The 19,458-nt window shown below is 44.8% G+C and carries 14 protein-coding genes; 9 read left to right on the top strand and 5 right to left on the bottom strand.

Annotated features, from left to right (window positions below):
• Positions 1-21: 21 nt before the first annotated feature.
• The gene (locus KO518_RS08065) at positions 22-1,428 is read right to left on the bottom strand and encodes an alkaline phosphatase (protein WP_216025490.1); all 1,407 of its coding nucleotides are present in this window, start codon (positions 1,426-1,428) and stop codon (positions 22-24) included.
• Between the two features lie 179 nt (positions 1,429-1,607).
• On the bottom strand, positions 1,608-2,555 hold the full coding sequence (locus KO518_RS08060) for a chemotaxis protein CheV (RefSeq protein WP_216025304.1): 948 nt from the start codon (positions 2,553-2,555) through the stop codon (positions 1,608-1,610).
• 268 nt (positions 2,556-2,823) lie between these two features.
• Here KO518_RS08060 and KO518_RS08055 point away from each other — a divergent pair, with 268 nt between their 5' ends.
• The 4 genes from KO518_RS08055 (at position 2,824) to KO518_RS08040 (ending at position 9,051) form a co-directional block, all read left to right on the top strand.
• The gene (locus KO518_RS08055; protein WP_216025303.1) at positions 2,824-4,419 is read left to right on the top strand and encodes an isocitrate lyase; all 1,596 of its coding nucleotides are present in this window, start codon (positions 2,824-2,826) and stop codon (positions 4,417-4,419) included.
• Positions 4,420-4,667: 248 nt separating this feature from the next.
• The gene (locus KO518_RS08050; RefSeq protein ID WP_216025302.1) at positions 4,668-5,612 is read left to right on the top strand and encodes a LysR family transcriptional regulator; all 945 of its coding nucleotides are present in this window, start codon (positions 4,668-4,670) and stop codon (positions 5,610-5,612) included.
• A 147-nt stretch (positions 5,613-5,759) separates the two neighbouring features.
• Positions 5,760-7,928 carry a malate synthase G gene (locus KO518_RS08045; RefSeq protein WP_216025301.1) on the top strand — a complete coding sequence of 723 codons (2,169 nt, stop codon included), beginning with the start codon at positions 5,760-5,762 and terminating at the stop codon, positions 7,926-7,928.
• Between the two features lie 256 nt (positions 7,929-8,184).
• Positions 8,185-9,051 carry a PEP-CTERM/exosortase system-associated acyltransferase gene (locus tag KO518_RS08040; RefSeq protein ID WP_216025300.1) on the top strand — a complete coding sequence of 289 codons (867 nt, stop codon included), beginning with the start codon at positions 8,185-8,187 and terminating at the stop codon, positions 9,049-9,051.
• A gap of 15 nt (positions 9,052-9,066) precedes the next feature.
• Here the strand turns inward: KO518_RS08040 and KO518_RS08035 are convergent, their stop codons facing one another.
• The 3 genes from KO518_RS08035 to KO518_RS08025 form a co-directional block, all read right to left on the bottom strand.
• On the bottom strand, positions 9,067-10,083 hold the full coding sequence (locus KO518_RS08035) for an NAD-dependent epimerase (RefSeq protein WP_216025299.1): 1,017 nt from the start codon (positions 10,081-10,083) through the stop codon (positions 9,067-9,069).
• Positions 10,084-10,095: 12 nt separating this feature from the next.
• Entirely contained in the window at positions 10,096-11,370 is a 1,275-nt protein-coding gene (gene tviB / locus KO518_RS08030) for a Vi polysaccharide biosynthesis UDP-N-acetylglucosamine C-6 dehydrogenase TviB (protein ID WP_252736017.1), read from the bottom strand.
• A 93-nt stretch (positions 11,371-11,463) separates the two neighbouring features.
• Positions 11,464-12,225: a serine protease gene (locus KO518_RS08025; RefSeq protein ID WP_216025298.1), complete on the bottom strand. Its 762-nt coding sequence runs from the start codon at positions 12,223-12,225 to the stop codon at positions 11,464-11,466.
• Between the two features lie 117 nt (positions 12,226-12,342).
• On the opposite strand from KO518_RS08025, the gene KO518_RS08020 reads away from it, so the two are divergent.
• From KO518_RS08020 to KO518_RS08000, 5 genes are all read left to right on the top strand, one after another.
• Positions 12,343-13,200, top strand: a complete 858-nt coding sequence (locus KO518_RS08020; RefSeq protein ID WP_216025297.1) for a ThiF family adenylyltransferase — start codon at positions 12,343-12,345, stop codon at positions 13,198-13,200.
• A 159-nt stretch (positions 13,201-13,359) separates the two neighbouring features.
• Positions 13,360-14,130, top strand: coding sequence for a flocculation-associated PEP-CTERM protein PepA (gene pepA / locus KO518_RS08015; protein WP_216025296.1), 771 nt, complete (start codon positions 13,360-13,362; stop codon positions 14,128-14,130).
• A gap of 163 nt (positions 14,131-14,293) precedes the next feature.
• Positions 14,294-16,873 carry a tetratricopeptide repeat protein gene (locus KO518_RS08010; protein ID WP_216025295.1) on the top strand — a complete coding sequence of 860 codons (2,580 nt, stop codon included), beginning with the start codon at positions 14,294-14,296 and terminating at the stop codon, positions 16,871-16,873.
• 33 nt (positions 16,874-16,906) lie between these two features.
• On the top strand, positions 16,907-18,127 hold the full coding sequence (locus KO518_RS08005; protein ID WP_216025294.1) for a glycosyltransferase family 4 protein: 1,221 nt from the start codon (positions 16,907-16,909) through the stop codon (positions 18,125-18,127).
• Between the two features lie 8 nt (positions 18,128-18,135).
• Entirely contained in the window at positions 18,136-19,449 is a 1,314-nt protein-coding gene (locus tag KO518_RS08000; RefSeq protein WP_216025293.1) for a nucleotide sugar dehydrogenase, read from the top strand.
• Positions 19,450-19,458: the final 9 nt, after the last annotated feature.

Here is a 19,458-nt window from a genome sequence, read left to right as displayed (position 1 = left end):
CTCTTTTCTAATCTCAATGCATTACTGACAACGCCAATCAGATTTAAAATCACAGCTATCTTGCTTTTCAACGTTGGTGTCAACCGTTGCCGATGGCGCTGTACCAGAACTCACACTGTTTTTGAATTCCGCCCGTGTAGGATGCTGAGACAAATAACGAAACATATTTCTGGCAATGTCCGTATTGTCCAGTTGACCAACAAATGCGGTATAACCAGCTCCAAAGGCAAACACTTCCACGTCAACACCTGTGTGACCACCAGTTGTCCAGCCAGTATGGGTCTTTTCGTCGAGGAAACCTTTAATTACTTTCCAACGCTCCATTTCATCCGCAACGTCCGCTAACGCAGTGAGTTGCTTTTTATCTTCTGCATCCAGGCTGAAACCCAACTGCGATTCGACAAACAGAGCCACGTCGTCTTGCGAGGCCATTGCTCGGGCAATACTTTCCACTGACCCTTTCATATTATGCAATAACTCAGGCTTCCACGCGTACTGACCATTGGCACCCACAGATAAACCGCCAGTACTGTGATCTGCCGTCAACACAACCAGAGTGTCCGGATGAGCGTCAACATAACGTTTTAGGTACCGCATGGTGACGGCGAGATCATCCATTTCAGCCATTGCAGAAGCAATATCATTTGCGTGCCCGGCCCAATCTACCTGACTGGCTTCTACCAGAAGGAAAAATCCCCGGTCGTTTTCCAGGTGTTTTATGGCCTGTTCCGTCAAATAAGAGAGCCGGTGACGGCGTTTATCATCCAGGGCTGGCGGCAAGCCAACTGGCGCAAATAAACCCAGCACATTACTGCCTGCTGGCACTGCGGCAAGTCGGTTGTAACTGTCAACATACTCGTAATTATTATCGATAAACGACGCCACCAGATCTCTGTCTTCACGCTCAAAGTAATCTGTACCGCCACCTAACATCACGTCGGCCACAAAGTTGCCATTTATACGCAAATCAAAAAAGCTATCCGCCAGCGCATTGTAGTTTTTCCTACTCTCATTGTGAGCAATATAGGCGGCAGGCGTGGCGTGAACTATCTGCGAGGTAACAGCGATACCGGTTCTCATTCCCTGCTTTTTGGCTTGCTGTAACACAGAAGTAACCGGCTGTTTATTTACATCTACGCCAATCGCACCGTTGTAAGATTTTATTCCTGAAGCAAGCGCTGTTGCCGCAGCAGCAGAGTCAGTAACATAACCTGACACGGCAGCAGGGTACGTTGAGGCGTTGCCAACTAACATATCGTCAAAAATGACAGGGTCAACCTGAGGCGTAGTTGGATCATCCTTATAATTGCGGTAGGCCGTGGTATATGCTGGGCCCATGCCATCTGCCACGACCATGATGATATTTTTAGGTACTGAAGCAGTACTGGTCTGAATCTTTGTTTGGGTGCCCTGGGTAGCGGTATTCATACACCCCTGAACGGTCAATGCGCCAAGCACAAGTACATAGCAGCCGCGTTTGATGAATTTACTGCGAAACATGTTCAATTCCATGAAGTCAAAATTGCTCCATAGTGTAAAGCACAATGCGGCCTTCAACAAACGGTTGGGACAGGGTCATAAAAATTTAAAAAAAGCTGTTTTTTTAGTCACTGCGATAAGATTTCCCGCATTCGTGATTGCGCTACATCTACCAGCATATCTGGCTGAAACTTCGATATAAAACGGTTACACCCTACCTTCTCAACCATTGCCTCGTTAAAACTGCCACTCAATGATGTGTTTAGCGCGATAAATAAATCCGCCATTCTTTCATCAGCCCTCACTTCCGCAGTTAAACGATAGCCATCCATTTCCGGCATTTCCGCATCGGTGAACATAAGCATGATGTGCTCCGACGGCTTAACCCCGTCATCAGCCCAGGATTTAAGTAGCGCCAGAGCTTCAGCGCCGTTATGGCACTCAATGCAACACAACCCAATTTGTGCCAGGGTATCTTTAATTTGCTTCCGTGCTGTCGCGGAATCGTCCACAATTAAAACCTGCCGGTTTTTCATAGCGTTTACGATATCCGTATCTAACACATCATCTGAAATTGAAATATCGTAGTCGATAATTTCAGCGAGGACTTTTTCCACATCAATAATTTCAACCAGCTGTTTCTCGCCTTCAAAGTCTATTTGCGTGATGGCAGTAAGGTAGTTGGCTTTACCTATGGAACGAGGTGGTGGCTGAATGTTTTGCCACGAAGTATTTACTATACTCAGTACTTCCCCTATTAAAAACCCCTGCACAGAGCGGTTGTATTCCGTAATAATGACGTTTTGCACTGTTGACTCGTCACCAGTGGTTCGAATGCGAATAGCCTGCCTGAGATCAATTACCGGAATAGATCTCCCGCGATAAATTGTTACACCCGACAAGTTCGTGTGAACGCCTGGCATGGTATTCATTTTTGGCACGCCGATGACTTCTTTGACTTTAAAAACATTAATCGCAAAAGTATGCCTGGAGCCCAACCGGAACATTAACAATTCCAGTCGATTCTCACCTACGAGTTTAGTTCGCTTATCTACTGATGTAAGAATACTGCTCATCAATCATCTCTGTATATGCATATATCTCTAATAATAGAGTGTCCTGCGAGATTTATCCTTTAGCTTTAGTCGTAATTTCAAATTTGGAATAAACACTAAAAGCTTTCAAACCACACAACACACCAAAATTCACACAATAAATGACGAAAATGAAACCTATATATTTTCTTTATCAAAACTATCGTTCTAGGATGAAAAGGAGTCGACGATAACGCCCCCGGCGAAATCGAATAAAACACAGTTTCAGGAACAATCGGGAGAGACACCAATGTCGCAATATCAACAAGACATCGATACAGTTGCTACGCTTAAAGCCTCGCAAAAAGGGGCATGGGAAGGTATAAACCCAGAATATGCTGCACGTATGAAAGCACAAAATCGGTTCAAAACCGGTCTGGATATTGCCAGGTTTACAGCTGCTATCATGCGAAAAGACATGCAAGAGTACGACGACGATAGTGCAAGCTACACGCAATCTCTTGGCTGCTGGCACGGCTTTGTCGGGCAGCAAAAAATGTTGTCTATAAAGAAACACCACGGAACGACAAACAAACGCTATCTCTACCTGTCTGGTTGGATGGTAGCGGCACTGCGTTCTGAGTTTGGTCCCCTGCCAGATCAGTCAATGCATGAGAAGACATCGGTGCCTGCATTAATTGAAGAACTATACACGTTTTTGCGTCAAGCAGATGCCAAAGCCCTGGGAGAGCTATTCAAGCAACTGGATGTCGCCAAAACCAACTGCAAAGATGTCGCAAAGATTCAAGCCCAGATTGATAACTTTGAAACACATGTGGTTCCCATCATTGCTGATATTGATGCTGGCTTTGGCAACGAAGAAGCGACTTACCTGCTAGCTAAAAAAATGATTGAAGCTGGTGCTTGTTGTATTCAGATCGAAAACCAGGTGTCTGATGCTAAACAATGTGGCCACCAAGATGGAAAAGTAACAGTCCCGCATGAAGATTTTCTGGCCAAAATCAACGCCGTTCGTTATGCCTTTCTGGAGCTCGGCGTAGACGATGGCGTGATTGTCGCCAGAACCGATTCTTTAGGTGCTGGCCTGACACAAAAAATTCCCGTATCTCGCGAGCCTGGCGATCTGGCAGCACAGTACAATAGCTTCCTGGATACAACTGAAATAACGGATGTATCAGCACTAACAGAAGGCGATGTGGTATTAAAACAGAACGGCAAACTCGTCAAGCCAGTTCGTTTGCCTAATGGCCTTTTTAAGTTCAAAGATAACACGGGCTTTGACCGTGTGGTACTTGACTGTATCACCTCCTTACAGCACGGTGCAGACCTACTTTGGATTGAAACAGAAAAGCCACATGTACGTCAGATAGCAGATATGGTTGATGCTATTCGAGAAGTGGTTCCAAACGCGAAACTGGTATACAACAACTCGCCTTCTTTCAACTGGACACTGAACTTCCGTCAGCAGGTATTTGACGCCTGGTCGGAAGCAGGAAAAGACGTATCCGGTTACCAGCGGGACAAGCTAATGTCTGCCGAGTACGATAGCACAGCGCTAGCGGCGGAAGCCGATGAAAAAATTAAAACCTTCCAGCGTGATGCATCAAGGGACGCAGGTATCTTTCATCACCTGATTACCTTGCCGACGTACCACACTGCGGCACTGTCTACAGACAATCTGGCACAGGGCTACTTTGGTGACGAAGGTATGCTTGCTTATGTGAAAGGCGTCCAGCGAAAAGAAATCCGCGGTGGCCTGGCATGTGTGAAGCACCAAGCAATGGCAGGCTCTGATCTCGGCGATACGCACAAGGAATACTTCTCTGGCGAGGCTGCCCTAAAAGCGGCCGGTGAAGACAATACGATGAATCAATTCGACGTCTAACAACTCGTATCGCCCCTTATCCGGCTCCTTCGGGAGCCTTTTTTATTCATAATTTTTATCACAAAGCGTACGATTATCGCTATATTTACACCTTTTATACGATAGAATCCGTTAATCTGAGACTAAAGTATCATCCTCAAGGTCTTCATTAACGGGTAAAACCTGAGACCATGAGTTCATCAGACAGAAAATACTGCATATGTAACAGATTGCAGTAGTTAATAATAAGAATTTGGAGCATTTAACCCATGAATATTGCCAAAGTAGACTTGAACTTGCTGGTCTATCTCGATGTGCTGCTGCGAGAAGGGAGTGTTACCCGGGCCGCAAATCAGTTGAGTATTACTCAACCGGCGATGAGTAATGGTCTTAAGCGCCTCCGGGATTTATTTAAAGATCCATTACTGGTGAGAACCAGTGAAGGCATGACTCCAACGAAACGTGCACTTGAGCTACAACCGGTTATTCGCGACGTGTTGAGTAAGTTGGAAAGCTCAATTCAGCCTGAAACGGATTTTGATCCAGCCTCCAGTTCTAGAACCTTTCGCATTATGACCAGCGACTACGCGGAAAGTACTCTGCTTTTGGAATTGGTTGGTCGTTTGGGCGTAACGGCCCCCAACATCACCCTTGATCTGATCACGCCCAGTGACGTGACCTTTCACGACGTAGAACAAGGAAAAGTGGATATGGCCATCAACCGTTTTGATGAGCTTCCCTTATCTTTCCACCAAAAGGTCATCTGGTACGACTCCTTTAGTTGTGTTCTCAGTGCCACGCACCCCCTGGCCCAGCGCTGGGATTTAGACAACTACCTCAACGCTCAACATATTTGGGTTAGCAAAACTGGCTTCGGCGTTGGTGTGGGTATTGACCCCAACGAAGTACAAAAGCTCGGATGGGTAGATGCCGAACTGACGAAAATCGGTAAACAGCGGGCAATACGGGTTTTTACCCGGCACTACCACGCTGCATTACAGATAGCAAAAACCCAGAATTTAGTGGCTACATTGCCTACAAAAGCGGCCCGACTGTTTAAAGATGATCCTACCGTTATCGTCAAAGAACCACCGTTTGACATTCCCCCTATCGCGTTAAAAATGGCATGGAGTGCCCTACTCCATCACGACGCTGGGCATATTTGGCTGCGCAGATTAATTGCAGACGTAGCCACCGAAATGAGCGGTACCTAATCACTTATCGCCCTGGTGTTATCACAGCAAAAGTAAAAGGGCATCACCATAATTCACAAAAATTATGGCAAAAATAGAAACCATAAATTAAAAATAATGTCACTTTCTCTCTACACTGTGCCTACGACCCACAATTAGAGAGTCAGTATGAGAGATTACGTACAACAGGGCAGACTTCAGATAGCTGAGGGACTTCACACCTTCCTGCTTCAGCAAGCGATTCCTGGCACGGGGATTGACCCAACGACCTTTTGGCGCGATTTTGAGAAACTTTTGGTAGATTTGAGCCCCCAAAACCAGACGCTTCTCGACAAACGAGCCAGTTTGCAAGAAAAGATTGACGCGTACCATCGCGCTGAAAAACCGGCTTGCGGGGAAGTCTATTTGGATTTTCTCCGCAGTATTGGCTACTTGCAGGAAGCGCCTGTCAAGGCAACCGTCACTACGACAAATGTTGATCCTGAGATTGCCACAATGGCAGGACCACAATTAGTAGTGCCGATTAACAACGCCAGGTATGCCCTAAATGCCGCAAACGCCCGCTGGGGAAGTTTGTACGACGCACTGTACGGCACAGATGTTGTCAACGACGAAGGTGGTGCCGAGGCAGGCCCCCATTACAACCCTGTACGCGGTGCAAAAGTCATTAAAACGGCTAAAGGCTGGCTCGACAAGATGTTGCCTTTAGCCAACGGTTCTCACAGTGCTGTTAATACGTACACCCTAAATAATGGCCACCTGATTGCAATCCTCAGTAACGGCAAAACCACTTTGAAGAACCCGTCGCAATACTTAGGGTACACAGGGTCAGCAGAGTCGCCGGATAGCATTTTATGCATTAACAACGGGCTTCATTTTGAAATACAACTTGATCCGACTCACCCTATCGGTAGCGTGGATAAGGCTGGCGTGAAGGACATTCTTTTAGAAGCAGCACTTTCCACCATTATGGATTGTGAAGACTCTGTAGCTGCAGTGGACGCGGAGGACAAAACACTGGTCTATGCGAACTGGCTGGGGCTGATGAAAGGCGACCTGTCATTGTCAATTCATAAAAATGGTAAAATCATTACCCGCACCATGAACCCAGACAGATGCTATGTCGATGGTCGAAACCCGGAAAACGTCATCACACTGCCGGGCCGCAGCCTGATGTTTGTTCGCAATGTAGGTCATTTGATGACAAACGATGCCATCCTTCTCGACAACAAACCGGTATTTGAGGGGTTGATGGACGGGGTCATAACGTCGTTGATTGCTAAACATGACTTACTTGGTAACGGTCAGTTCAAAAATACCAGATGCGGCAGTGTTTACATTGTAAAACCCAAAATGCATGGCCCTGAAGAAGTTGCCTTTACCAGTGAGCTGTTTAGTCGGATTGAAGCCATGCTGGGGCTGGAACAAAATACGTTGAAAATGGGGATCATGGATGAAGAACGGCGAACCAGTATCAATTTGAAAGCCTGTATTGCAGCAGCATCTGATAGAGTCGCATTTATCAACACTGGTTTTTTAGACAGAACCGGTGACGAAATTCACACATCCATGTTTGCAGGGCCTTTTGCCGCTAAGGGAGAGCTTAAATCCATGCCTTGGATCCAAGCTTATGAAAAAGCAAATGTGATTACTGGTCTTCAGTGTAAACTGCGCGGCCGTGCGCAAATTGGCAAGGGTATGTGGCCGGTGCCGGATCAAATGGCGGCAATGATGAAAGCCAAAATAGCCCACCCGCTCGCAGGTGCAAACACGGCCTGGGTACCCTCTCCTACCGCAGCAACCCTGCACAGTCTTCACTATCACGAGGTTGATGTAACAGCCGTACAAAAAGAAATGGAGAGAGAGGATTTCGATGGCGTTGCAGATATTCTATCTATACCGCTTCTGGCCGATCCTGGCTCGTTAACTGAAGAACAAGTTCAACGGGAGGTCGATAACAATGTTCAGGGTATTTTGGGTTATGTAGTGAAGTGGATCCACCAGGGTATTGGCTGTTCCAAAGTACCAGATATCAATAATGTCGGTCTCATGGAAGATCGGGCTACGCTGCGAATATCTTCTCAACATTTGGCGAACTGGCTCCACCACGGCCTCATATCTAAAACACAGGTTGAAACGTCTTTGGCGAAAATGGCCGTATTAGTGGACAAACAAAATGCCCGGGATCCCGACTACATTCCCATGTCGGATCAACCCGATGAGTCCGTTGGCTTCCAAGCGGCAAGGGATTTGATTTTTGAAGGTATACGCCAGCCCAATGGCTATACTGAGCCCTTGCTACATCAGCGACGAAAACAAATGAAATCCCGCAGGTAATGCTCAAAAGCCACAGCCGTGGCTTTTGTTTTATTTCTCATACCATAGCTTCAAAATATAGTCTTATTGAAGAGATGAAATACTTTCCCACACAATATACCAAGTGTATCCTCAGTTTTATGGAAGTTTGCCAATCAGCTGACTATATTCTTTGGGGAGAACGGATGGTTCCCCAGTATTACGCAGGTATAAGTTATGTTTAATACTTCACGTGCAGCGAAGTGGTATTGGCTAAAACAAGGTATAGAGTTGTACTATGAGTAAGCACTCGATTTTCGACACAATTAATAAAAAGATCCGCAAAAGCCGGGTCGGTAAAATGGTTACCGGTTTTCAACAATTGCGCGAAGCAAACTACATTTCTACCCACTTCAGTACGTACCTTGAACCTGTTTTGGCGGTAAATGATGACCTCAGAGAGTCTGTGTTTAAAATTCGCCACAACGTGTACTGTGAAGAACTCGCTTTTGAACCTGTAAACCCCCATGGAATTGAAAAAGACGAGTTCGACAGTTACTCCCGTCATTGCTTGATCAGGCACATTAACAGCAATGAAATGGCGGGAACTGTAAGAGCAGTGAGACCGTTGCAAGAAGGCCAGTTACTGCCCATCGAAAAATACTGCAGTGACTCCATCACTCGCGACGATTTGCGACCCACGCAATTCAAGCGCCACGAAATATGCGAGATCTCACGGTTAGCTGTACCCAAGTATTTCAGACGACGTCGAACCGATGATTTCGACGGTTCAGCAACGGGTGCCATTAATCCGGCGACCTATTCTGAAACCGAACTTCGCTGTTTCCCATTCATTGCAGTGGGGTTATATTTTGCAGCCGCGGCATCTGCATTGGAGTTTGGTGTTAAGCACGCATACGTGATGATGGAGCCTCGACTAGCGAGAAGCATGGGCTACGTGGGGATCAAATTCCAGCAAATCGGCCCCGTAGTAACCTATCATGGACGTCGCGCCCCGTATTACATTAACCGGCCACTACTGGAAGGTAGTTTGAAACCTGGCTTCGCCTCCATGTTAGAGGAAATTCGACTTAAATTGCGAGAGCAGATCCCTATGCTCCCTGAAGAACGGAGTGACTACCTGCGACAGTTCATCGATAAATAAACCGTCGCACACAGATCAAACGTTATAAAAATCGCGGTACCATTCAACAAACTTGCCGATACCTGTTTCAATATTTGTTGATGGACGGTAGCCGGTGTCTTTAACTAAGGCTTCTACATCTGCGTAAGTATCAGGCACATCTCCTTGCTGTAAAGGCAGTAATTCTTTTTCCGCTTCCTTACCAAGTGCTTTTTCCAATGTTTCAATGTACGTAAGAAGGTGAACCGGTGTCTGTGCGCCAATGTTGTATACCTTCCACGGTGCTTTGCTAGAGCCGGGGCTAGGCGCCTTGCCTGTCCATTCAGGGTTGGGTTCTGCCGTGTTATCAAGTGTCGCAATAATCCCTTCTACAATATCGTCGATGTACGTAAAGTCACGACGATGGTTACCAAAGTTAAACACTTTGATTGGCTTGTCTTCAAGAATTGCTTTAGTAAACAGGAACAGTGCCATATCTGGTCTGCCCCATGGCCCGTATACCGTAAAAAAACGCAAACCAGTGGTGGGTAAACCGTATAAATGGCTATAGGTATGAGCCATTAGCTCGTTGGCCTTTTTGCTTGCAGCGTAGAGCGACACAGGGTGATCTACGTTGTCTTCAACAGCAAATGGCATACTCTCGTTTGCCCCATATACCGAACTGGAAGACGCATAAACCAGATGCTTTACCTTGTTGTGACGACAGCCTTCCAGAACGTTCATAAATCCGACAATATTGGCGTCGATATATGCATGAGGGTTTTCCAGAGAGTAGCGCACACCAGCTTGGGCCGCTAAGTGAACCACTTTATCAAATTTGTGTTCAGCGAACAGCGCCTCCATGCCCTCGCGATCTTCAACCGCCATCTTGACAAAAGTAAATTTGTCACTAGTTGGCAACGCCTTAACCCGCGCTAACCGCGCTTCTTTAAGAGAAACGTCGTAGTAATCATTCAGGTTATCCAAACCCACAACTTCATCACCGCGCTCCAACAATACCATCGAAACGTGAGAACCAATGAAGCCAGCGGCCCCTGTTACCAATACTTTCATGGATACTATTCCTTATAAGCGAATATCAACGCTCTGTTTGTCAAACATGTATTTAAGATCAAAAATAATACTTTCAGCTTTACACAAACCTCTTAACTCATCCTGGGTCCACGCTTTAAACTGATTGTGAGCGACGGCGGCAATGACCGCGTCGTAGTGCTTCTGTCTGGGAGCGTCAACCAGGGTGAGATTATACTCATGTTGTACTTCTTCTGATTCTGCCCAAGGATCATAAATATCCAGATTCACGTTGTAATCTTTTAACTCTTTTGCAATATCAACGACTTTGGTATTACGGATATCCGGACAATTTTCTTTGAAAGTAATTCCCAGCAGCAGAATATTCGCGCCGTTCACCATAATTTGCTTTTTCAGCATGGCTTTTACCAAGCGGGAAACCACGTACTCTCCCATGCGATCATTAATTCGCCGCCCCGCTAAAATCACATCAGGGTGGTGTCCCAACTCCTCGGCTTTATGCGTCAGATAGTAAGGGTCAACGCCAATACAATGCCCACCTACCAGGCCCGGGCGAAATGGTAAAAAGTTCCATTTGCTGCCAGCAGCTTCCAGCACTTCTTCCGTATCAATGCCCACTTTTTCGAATATCATCGCCAGTTCGTTAATAAGGGCAATATTTAAATCCCGCTGTGTGTTTTCGATCACCTTAGCGGCCTCTGCAACCTTGATTGAGCTCGCTTTATGGGTGCCCACTTCAATCACTTCGTTGTACAACGCGTCCACTTTATCCGCAATTTCGGGCGTACTGCCCGATGTCACTTTAACGATGCTTTCCAGGCGGTGTTTTTTATCACCCGGATTGATTCGCTCCGGGCTGTACCCGGCATAAAAATCTTCGTTAAATGTGAGCCCAGATACCTTTTCGATAATGGGAATACAAAACTCTTCTGTTGCCCCCGGATACACTGTGGACTCGTATATGACCGTTGTGCCTTTTGCAATTACCGAACCAATCATTTCACTGGCTTTGAGCAGCGGGGTCATATCAGGTTGCTTGTTTTTATCAATTGGCGTGGGTACAGTGACAATGATTACATTGCACTCGTTCAACGCGGCGCTATCATCGGTAAACGACAGATACTGCGTTTGCTTTAACTCGTCTTCAGAAACTTCAAGCGTATGATCTTTAAATGTTTTTAATTCTTCGACACGCCGGCTGTTAATGTCAAAACCCACCGTATCTCTTTTTCTGCCAAACGCAACCGCCAGAGGCAACCCTACATAACCCAGGCCGATAACGGCAATTTTTTTGAATTCAATCGTCATAATACTGGTGCTTCCCAATCCTTTTTCAGAAATGTTGTCATATTTTTCCCGCCTTGGAAATGTTTCAAACAGGCGACAGTGCCACCTTATCTATCAAAATAGCTGATGCTTTTCAGCAAGTGCATTTATATGTTTGACCGGAATCGCATACGTAATACCGCTGGGCGCACTAATTGCCGCTTCTTTTGTTTGTTTCACAAAGACTTTATTTATAACCGCAATAACTTCACCGCTATTTACATTATAAACTGGACTACCGCTATTACCGGGGTAAGCCGTCACGTCCAGTTGATACACCATAAAAGGGTTTTTAAGGCTTTTCAGAAAAGCCTGAGATAATTGCTGGCTATTAGAGGCTGAAATAATATTGGGTGTATAAGCGGCAACAATACCCCTGTGTGTAGCAGGATACAACCCGAGTACGGCACCGATAGGAAAACCGGTCACTGCTATTTCTGTTCCGTCTCGTACGACCTCATCCGGATCGGCCAGGGGAATAGCTGGGAGTTCGCCTTTGATTTTCAATATGGCCAGGTCATGTAACGCATCACTATATACAGATTCAACTTCTAAGATTGCGTGCTTTTTACCTTTGGGGACGAAAACCACGCGGTTAAACTTTATGTTGTCCTGCTCGGGCACAGCGTCGATAACGTGAAAATTGGTGACAACATAGCGTCCGTCAGCCACCGCAAAACCAGTACCTTTTAATTGATGACTGACCGTCGCCAATGGCGCGTAAAAACCCACGCCTACGACAGCGGGTTTCACACTGTCCACCATATCTGCCAGTGAGGCAGCGCCGACACAGGAACAAAAACAACAAAGTAATAGTAACAGGCGCAGCTTTTTCATCTAAAATCCTTTTGAACGTTTTCAATTATTAACAAAGACGCTGATTTAATGTCATCATAGCGTGATATTATTAGAACAGTTGTACTGACGCTGTCTCGTAGGATAACCGAGTATCATATGAATTTTAATTACGACGTAGCATTTTCACGAAATATTGGCTGGCTAACGCGGGAAGAGCAATCACTGTTGCGAACAAAACGCGTAGCTGTAGCCGGTTGTGGTGGCGTGGGAGGCCTGCATTGTTTAACGCTGGCAAGGCTGGGTGTCGGAAAAATTAACATCTCAGATTTTGACCAGTTCGACATTCATAATATGAACCGTCAGTGCGGTGCGTTTGTGTCAACAAAAGACAGAAACAAAATCGACGTCACTACTGAAATGCTCACTGATATTAATCCTACCATGGAAATTGGCGTATACCCCGAAGGGATAAACGAAGACAATGTGGATGATTTTTTAGCAGGCGTTGACCTTTATGTGGACAGCCTTGATTTCTTCGCCCTTCGGGCGCGCAAGCTGATTTTTGCAAAATGCTATAACAAAGGTATACCGGTGATAACTGCGGCACCACTGGGAATGGGTTCAGCGTTTCTATGTTTTATGCCCGGCAAGATGACGTACGAAGAATACTTCCGATTTGAAGATAAACAAACTGAAGAAGAGCAACTGATACAATTTTTAATTGGGCTGTCGCCGGCAATGCTACAACGGGATTATCTGGTTGACCCGTCCTCCGTGGACTTTAAGGCACAAAAAGGGCCGTCTACGGCCATGGCCGTAAACTTGTGTGCTGGTATTGCCGAAACTCAGGCGTTAAAGATTCTCCTCAACAGAGGTAAAGTACTGCACGCCCCATACGGGTTGCATTTTGACGCTTATAAAGCAAAATTCAGTAAAACCTGGTGCCCATTTGGGAATCGCGGCCTTCTTCAACGACTAAAGTACAATATTGCCAAAAAAGTTGTGCTCAAATAATACACAACAACAGTGTCAGAGATTTTTACAGAGGTATATCCTGACAACAAAAAGAAATAGAGAAAAACTTCAAAAACAATAACTTAAAAAGTTGGCATCATAACTGCTTATTACCTAGGGAGGCCTAACAGCCGAACTAATATGAATATGGAGATGGTTATGAAATTTAATAAAGTTGTAAAATCCCTCGCATTAACTGCTGGTTTGGTGGCGTCTTTCACTAGCTCTGCTGAATTCTTGGACTTCACTGTTGACGAAAGTGCGTATGGCAACGGCGAAATTACTGGTGACAAGTTTAACGGTTCCTATTTCGAAACTTTAGAATTTGACGGAATGGGTGGTTTTGCTACTGGCGCATTCGCGACATTCACTTCGATTGTTGCCGATGAAGGTACAAATCCTCAAGGCGCATCTGTCCTTGGTTTCAACAACGTAAACTTCCCAGGTACAGGTTACAACCTGTATGCAGTATTAACTGCCAGCGGTACTGCTAACGCTTTAGAAACCGAGTTTACTGCAACTACGGCTCAGTTTTCTTTGTGGATTGACCCTAGCTTTGACACTGTTTCAGACAACTTGTTGAATGGTACAGTTACAGATGCAAGCGCAGATGACATCTTAATCGGTTCTGCATCTACAGTACAAAACGCATACGGTGAGTACGAAAATGGTACTGGTAACTTCAACTTCGATTTTACTGACTTCGTGTTGACTGCAGATGGTATGAACTACTTTGTTGACCCAGCACCTTTCTACTCAATTGTTACTGTTAACGGTGATTTTGACACCCTTGGTAACCTGCCTGACGTAAGTGGTGACTTGTCTGCAGTATTCACTAACCCTGTGAATGTACCTGAGCCGTCAACGGTTGCAGTTTTGGCCTTAGGTCTGTGTGGTCTTGGCTTCACAGCTCGCCGCAAAAACAAATAATTTTTCTACTTGCTAGAATAAAGGCAACTTCGGTTGCCTTTTTTTATGTCTGAAATCTAACAACACAACATAAGGCTTCATACTTTTAATTTGTTACAATAAAGCTTACAGTGATTGGGTGTAAACACATTGGATAGATTTGTAATTTATGGATAGAAAGACAATGAATAGATTAGTCACCGTTTTGGCATCTTCTCTCTTATTGATGGCATGCAATAAGGTAACAGTCGAACAACGGATGACTGAAGCAGAGTCAGCTTTAAGTGACGGGAATTACAAGCGCGCTATCATTCAACTCAAATCTGCCGTTCAAGACTCTCCCAATGACGTGCGGCCAAGGATAGAACTGGCCAAAATTTACTTCGATGTTGGAGACATGGTAAGCGCTATAGCCACATTCGACAAGGCACTGACACAGCGAGCCAACATTAACGATTTCGCCCAGCCCTACTTCCTTGCACTCTATTCAATGGCTGATCTTGATATATTTGAAGTTACCCTTGAAGAGTTCAAAGACGACTTAAAAGGGTCTCAACGAACTTCAGTAGAGTTAATTGCCGCCGTCATATCAGGTAGATCAAAATCAGAGGAAATGGTGGCTAAACACTTGTCGCTAGCGCTAGAAACTGCATCGCCAGACGATTTAGAGCGAATAAAAGATACCGAGTTTGTGATTAAGCACTTTCTCTTGTCGGATGATGTTGAAAAGAAATCAACGCTGTATGCGCTAACAGAAAAATATCCAACTGACTGGTTATTGCGATCTCTTATTGCCGAAATTCAGCAAGCTATTGGTGATTTTGATCTTGCTGCTCAATCATACCAGGATCTTCTTTCCTTGAAGCCATACTTTGCTCAATTAAACTTAAAAATAGCCGAAGTACTGCTAATGGCGAGAAACTATAGCGAGGCAGAGAAATATATTGATAAAATACTAAGTATATCTTCAACAAACCCATTAGCGAATCAGCAAAAGGCGCTTATTGCACTTTCTCGCAATAACTTTGACGATGCGGCAAAGTATATCGAAATTGCCATAAACCAAAACTTAGTGACACCAACAGCTATCTATGTCGCCGGTATTTCTCACTTTCAAATAGGCAATTACGAACAAGCACTTTCATATCTCGAAAAAATCGTCGGCGCATTGCCGCCAAGCCACCCGGGTTTGCAGATGTATATCGCTGCGAAACTCAGTGCCGGAGATTCTCTCTCAGCCTATAAAATGTATGAAAAGTATCCCTCATTAATCTCTAGCAATAACCGTTTGGCGACAAAAGCAGCGTCAGCGTTACTTTTTTCTGGAGAAAAAGGTGAAGCAGCAGCTATCCTGGATAGGGTGAATGCTGAGACTTTCGAGTCATCAGAGGACAAACAGCAACTTGGCTTGCTAAAACTAAGCGCTGGTGACAAAGCAGCAATGAGTTTGGTGGAAAGCTCGTCAAAACAGATAATCAGCGAAGCAAATGAGAATGATAGTTACAAATCCAAGATTCTACTGATTGGAATTAAAGCAAGTAATGGCGAAATTGAAGAAGCGCGTAACATCATCGCTGAATGGATAAGCGATGATCCTAAAAATATAGACAATTACTTGATTTCCAGCGAGTTTGAATCGTTTTTAGGCAATACTGAAGCCCTAGATGCCATATATGAAAAGATAAAATGGTTGTCGCCGTCGAACCCGCAAGCGCTGAGATATTATGCTAGCAAAGATTTGCAGGAACAAAATTTTGATGATGCACTGAAAGCGTACACATCTCTACTCAAACGATATCCGAACGACGAAGTTGTTTTAGCCGGTGCTACGATTGCAGCATCAAATACCGTACAGACGAGAGCCGCTTATCAAAACATCGTACAAATATTAAAGGAAAGTGGAACTGCCACTCCTTTGACATTTTTACATGCCTCCTATTTACAGGGCGATTATAAAAATGTGATTTCGTTATCCCGAACCAGTGTTTTTGACTACAACACACAGCCAAAAGCTGACTATCTAGTTGCCAGTTCCTATCTGGAACTTGATCAACCCTTAGCCGCCATTGATGCGCTAAGAAGAAATATTAAAGCCGGGTGGATTACGGAGCAGGTATTGGAAGTCTTTGTTGAAGCAAAAATGGAAGCTGAGGGTAACCGATCAGCACTGCGAATCCTTAATAACTCACCGGACGTCCTCAAACAAAGTAACCGTATCAAATTACTGCGCGCCCATGTCCTGGTCAATGACGGTCAGTATGATGCTGCGCTAAAGGTGCTTACAAGCCTTCCCGCGGAAATTCAAAATAGTGCCCGCGCTAAGCAAATTTTCGGTAGAGCAACGGCCGCTAAAAATGATTTTGTCACTGCGTTACCCGCTCTAAAAGAAGCGTATAAATCGCTTGGAACGCTCAAATCTGCTCAACTCTTGTACAAAGCGCTTAAAGAAACAGGAGATATAGATGCAGGGTTGACCGTATTAGAAGAAATGGCTCAACGAACGCCTGGATACGACAACGCTGATCTTTTCTATATTAGCGAATTGTCAAAAGTTGACGCCAAGAAAGCGGTAGCTGAATACCAATCGCTGCTTAAAGCTAAGCCGAAACACTGGCAAGCTATGAATAACTTAGCCTGGCTTCTTCTACAACAAGGACAGGTAGACGAGGCAAATCGCTGGATAATGAAAGCGTTGAGTCTACAACCGAGTAATAATGCACTTCTAGATACAAAAAATAAAATCGAAAGTGCTATCAAACAGTAAACTTGTCGCAACACAGACTATCAAGAACGAACTATGAAACCCAAGTTATTATGGATCAAAGCAGATGAGCTATACCCTTTAAATAGTGGTGGCAAAATCCGCACATACAACATGATGGTACAGTTAAAAAACCATTATGATATTACCTATTTCACGCTGAAAGAGCCGGGCTCTGCGCCAACGCCCAATATAAGTGATTATTCAGATCACCAGGTTTTCGCGCGGTGGAAGGACAACAAAAATAGTAAGATATCTGTATTCACCGATGTAGCGAAAAACGTGATTGCTACCTCCCTGCCCTACGTAATAGATAAATACACGACTGACGCCATTCAGCAGACCCTTCGCACCTTGCTGGAGAATAGTACATTTGATGTCGTAGTTTGTGACTTTCTGTCATTATCGGTAAACCTGACTGCTTTACCTAAGAAGAAAGATACCACCTACATTTTGTTTCAACACAACGTAGAAAGCTATATTTGGGAACGTCATTATAAAAACGCAGGCAACCCTGTGAGTAAAATTTTCTATAAAAATCAATGGGAACGCTTTTCGTCTTTTGAACAAAAAACATGTCAGTGGTTTGATGGCGTCATTGCAGTAAGTGATTTTGATAAAGACGTATTTATAAACGAATTTGGCCTTACGAACGTCTTGGGCCATGTCGAAACAGGGGTGAACCTTGAATTTTTTGCTGAAATCCCCCGTAAACCAGTCGACAATTCACTGGTTTTTCTCGGTTCTATGGATTGGATGCCCAACATTGATGGCATCGAAGACTTTATCAAGCACTGTTATCCCCTGATTAAAACAGCTGTGCCTGACGTAACACTCACCATTTTGGGTAGAAACCCGCCGGAAAAAATCACTCAATTAAGTGAAACTGACACCAGCATCACCGTTACAGGTACGGTGGATGATGTCAGACCATATTTAGCCGCGTCTGCAGCGTCCATCGTACCACTGCGCATTGGCGGCGGCACACGAATCAAAATCTTTGAAACCATGGCTGCTGGTCTCCCTGTGATCTCTACCACCATAGGTGCAGAAGGACTACCTATCACCCATGGTGAAAATATCATGATTGCCGATGACCACAAGCAATTTGCCGAGGCGACGGTTTCTCTACTAAAAGACAATTTACAAGCAGCTGATATTGCGAAGAATGGTTATCACCTAGTTAAAGAAAACTATAGCTGGCAAACGGTTACTCAAGATTTCGTTGATATGCTCAACACAGCAAGAAATAAATAGGATTTTTCATGAACATCAGTATTTTTGGATTAGGATATGTGGGTGCTGTATCGGCCGGTTGTTTAGCCCATGATGGTCATCACGTTATCGGTGTGGATCCCACACAAGCTAAGGTTGATTTAATTAACGCTGGTAAAACGCCAATCATTGAAAAAGACATCGGCGAAATCATTGCGTCAAGTGTGAAAGAAGGCCGGTTGCGCGCGACCACTGATTGCAAGGATGCTGTTGAAAACAGTGATGTTTCTATTGTATGTGTAGGCACACCAAGTCAGTTAAACGGAAGTTTAGACCTCAAGTTTGTCCGTCGCGTATGCGAAGAAATTGGAAGTGTAATTAAAGATAAATCAACCCGCCATATTGTTGTTATTCGGTCAACAATGTTACCAGGTACTATGGCAGATATCGTACAACCCACTCTGGAACAGGCATCTGGTATGATCGCTGGCCAGGACTTTGGCCTTTGCATCAACCCGGAATTCCTTCGTGAAAGTACCGCGGTGTACGATTTTTACAACCCCCCGAAAACGGTAGTAGGAGCCTCTGACGACACCACGCTGGCGGAAATATTGGCCATTTACGAAGCTTTACCAGGGCCGAAAATTGGCACTGATCTGGCTACCGCAGAAATGGTGAAATACACTGACAATGTTTGGCACGCCTTAAAAGTTGCCTTCGCAAATGAAATTGGCAATATCGCAAAAAAAGTAAATGTAGACAGCCACAAGGTGATGGATATCTTTTGCCAGGATACTAAGCTCAATATTTCACCTTACTATATGAAACCCGGGTTCGCATTTGGCGGCTCTTGTTTGCCTAAGGATGTACGCGCGTTGGTTTATAAAGCAGGGGCACTTGATGTCAACACGCCTGTGCTGTCATCCATTTTGCCATCGAACAAACAGCAAGTTGAGAATGGCATTAATCTTGTCACCTCAAAAGGTAAGCGAAAAATCGGTATTCTCGGCTTTAGCTTTAAAGCCGGTACGGATGACCTCCGTGAAAGCCCGATAGTAGAATTAATTGAACGACTTCTTGGCAAAGGCTATGAGCTTAAGTTGTACGACAAAAACGTCAATCTGGCTGCCATAGTTGGCGCAAACAAAGATTACATACTCAATCAAATTCCCCATATCTCTAAATTAATGGTAACTGACATCGACGATGTTATTAACGCTAGTGAAGTATTAGTGATTGGCAATGGTGACGAACAATTCAGAGACGTGGTCGCCACTATACCTAAAGACAAACACGTTATTGATTTGGTAAGAATTAACGAAGATGCTGTAGGCCAAGAAGGTTACGAAGGGATTTGCTGGTAAAACGCCGGC

Source organism: Aestuariibacter sp. A3R04 (assembly GCF_018860805.1).
Taxonomy (GTDB): domain Bacteria; phylum Pseudomonadota; class Gammaproteobacteria; order Enterobacterales; family Alteromonadaceae; genus Alteromonas.
This window is presented reverse-complemented; position numbering and strand designations above follow the sequence as displayed.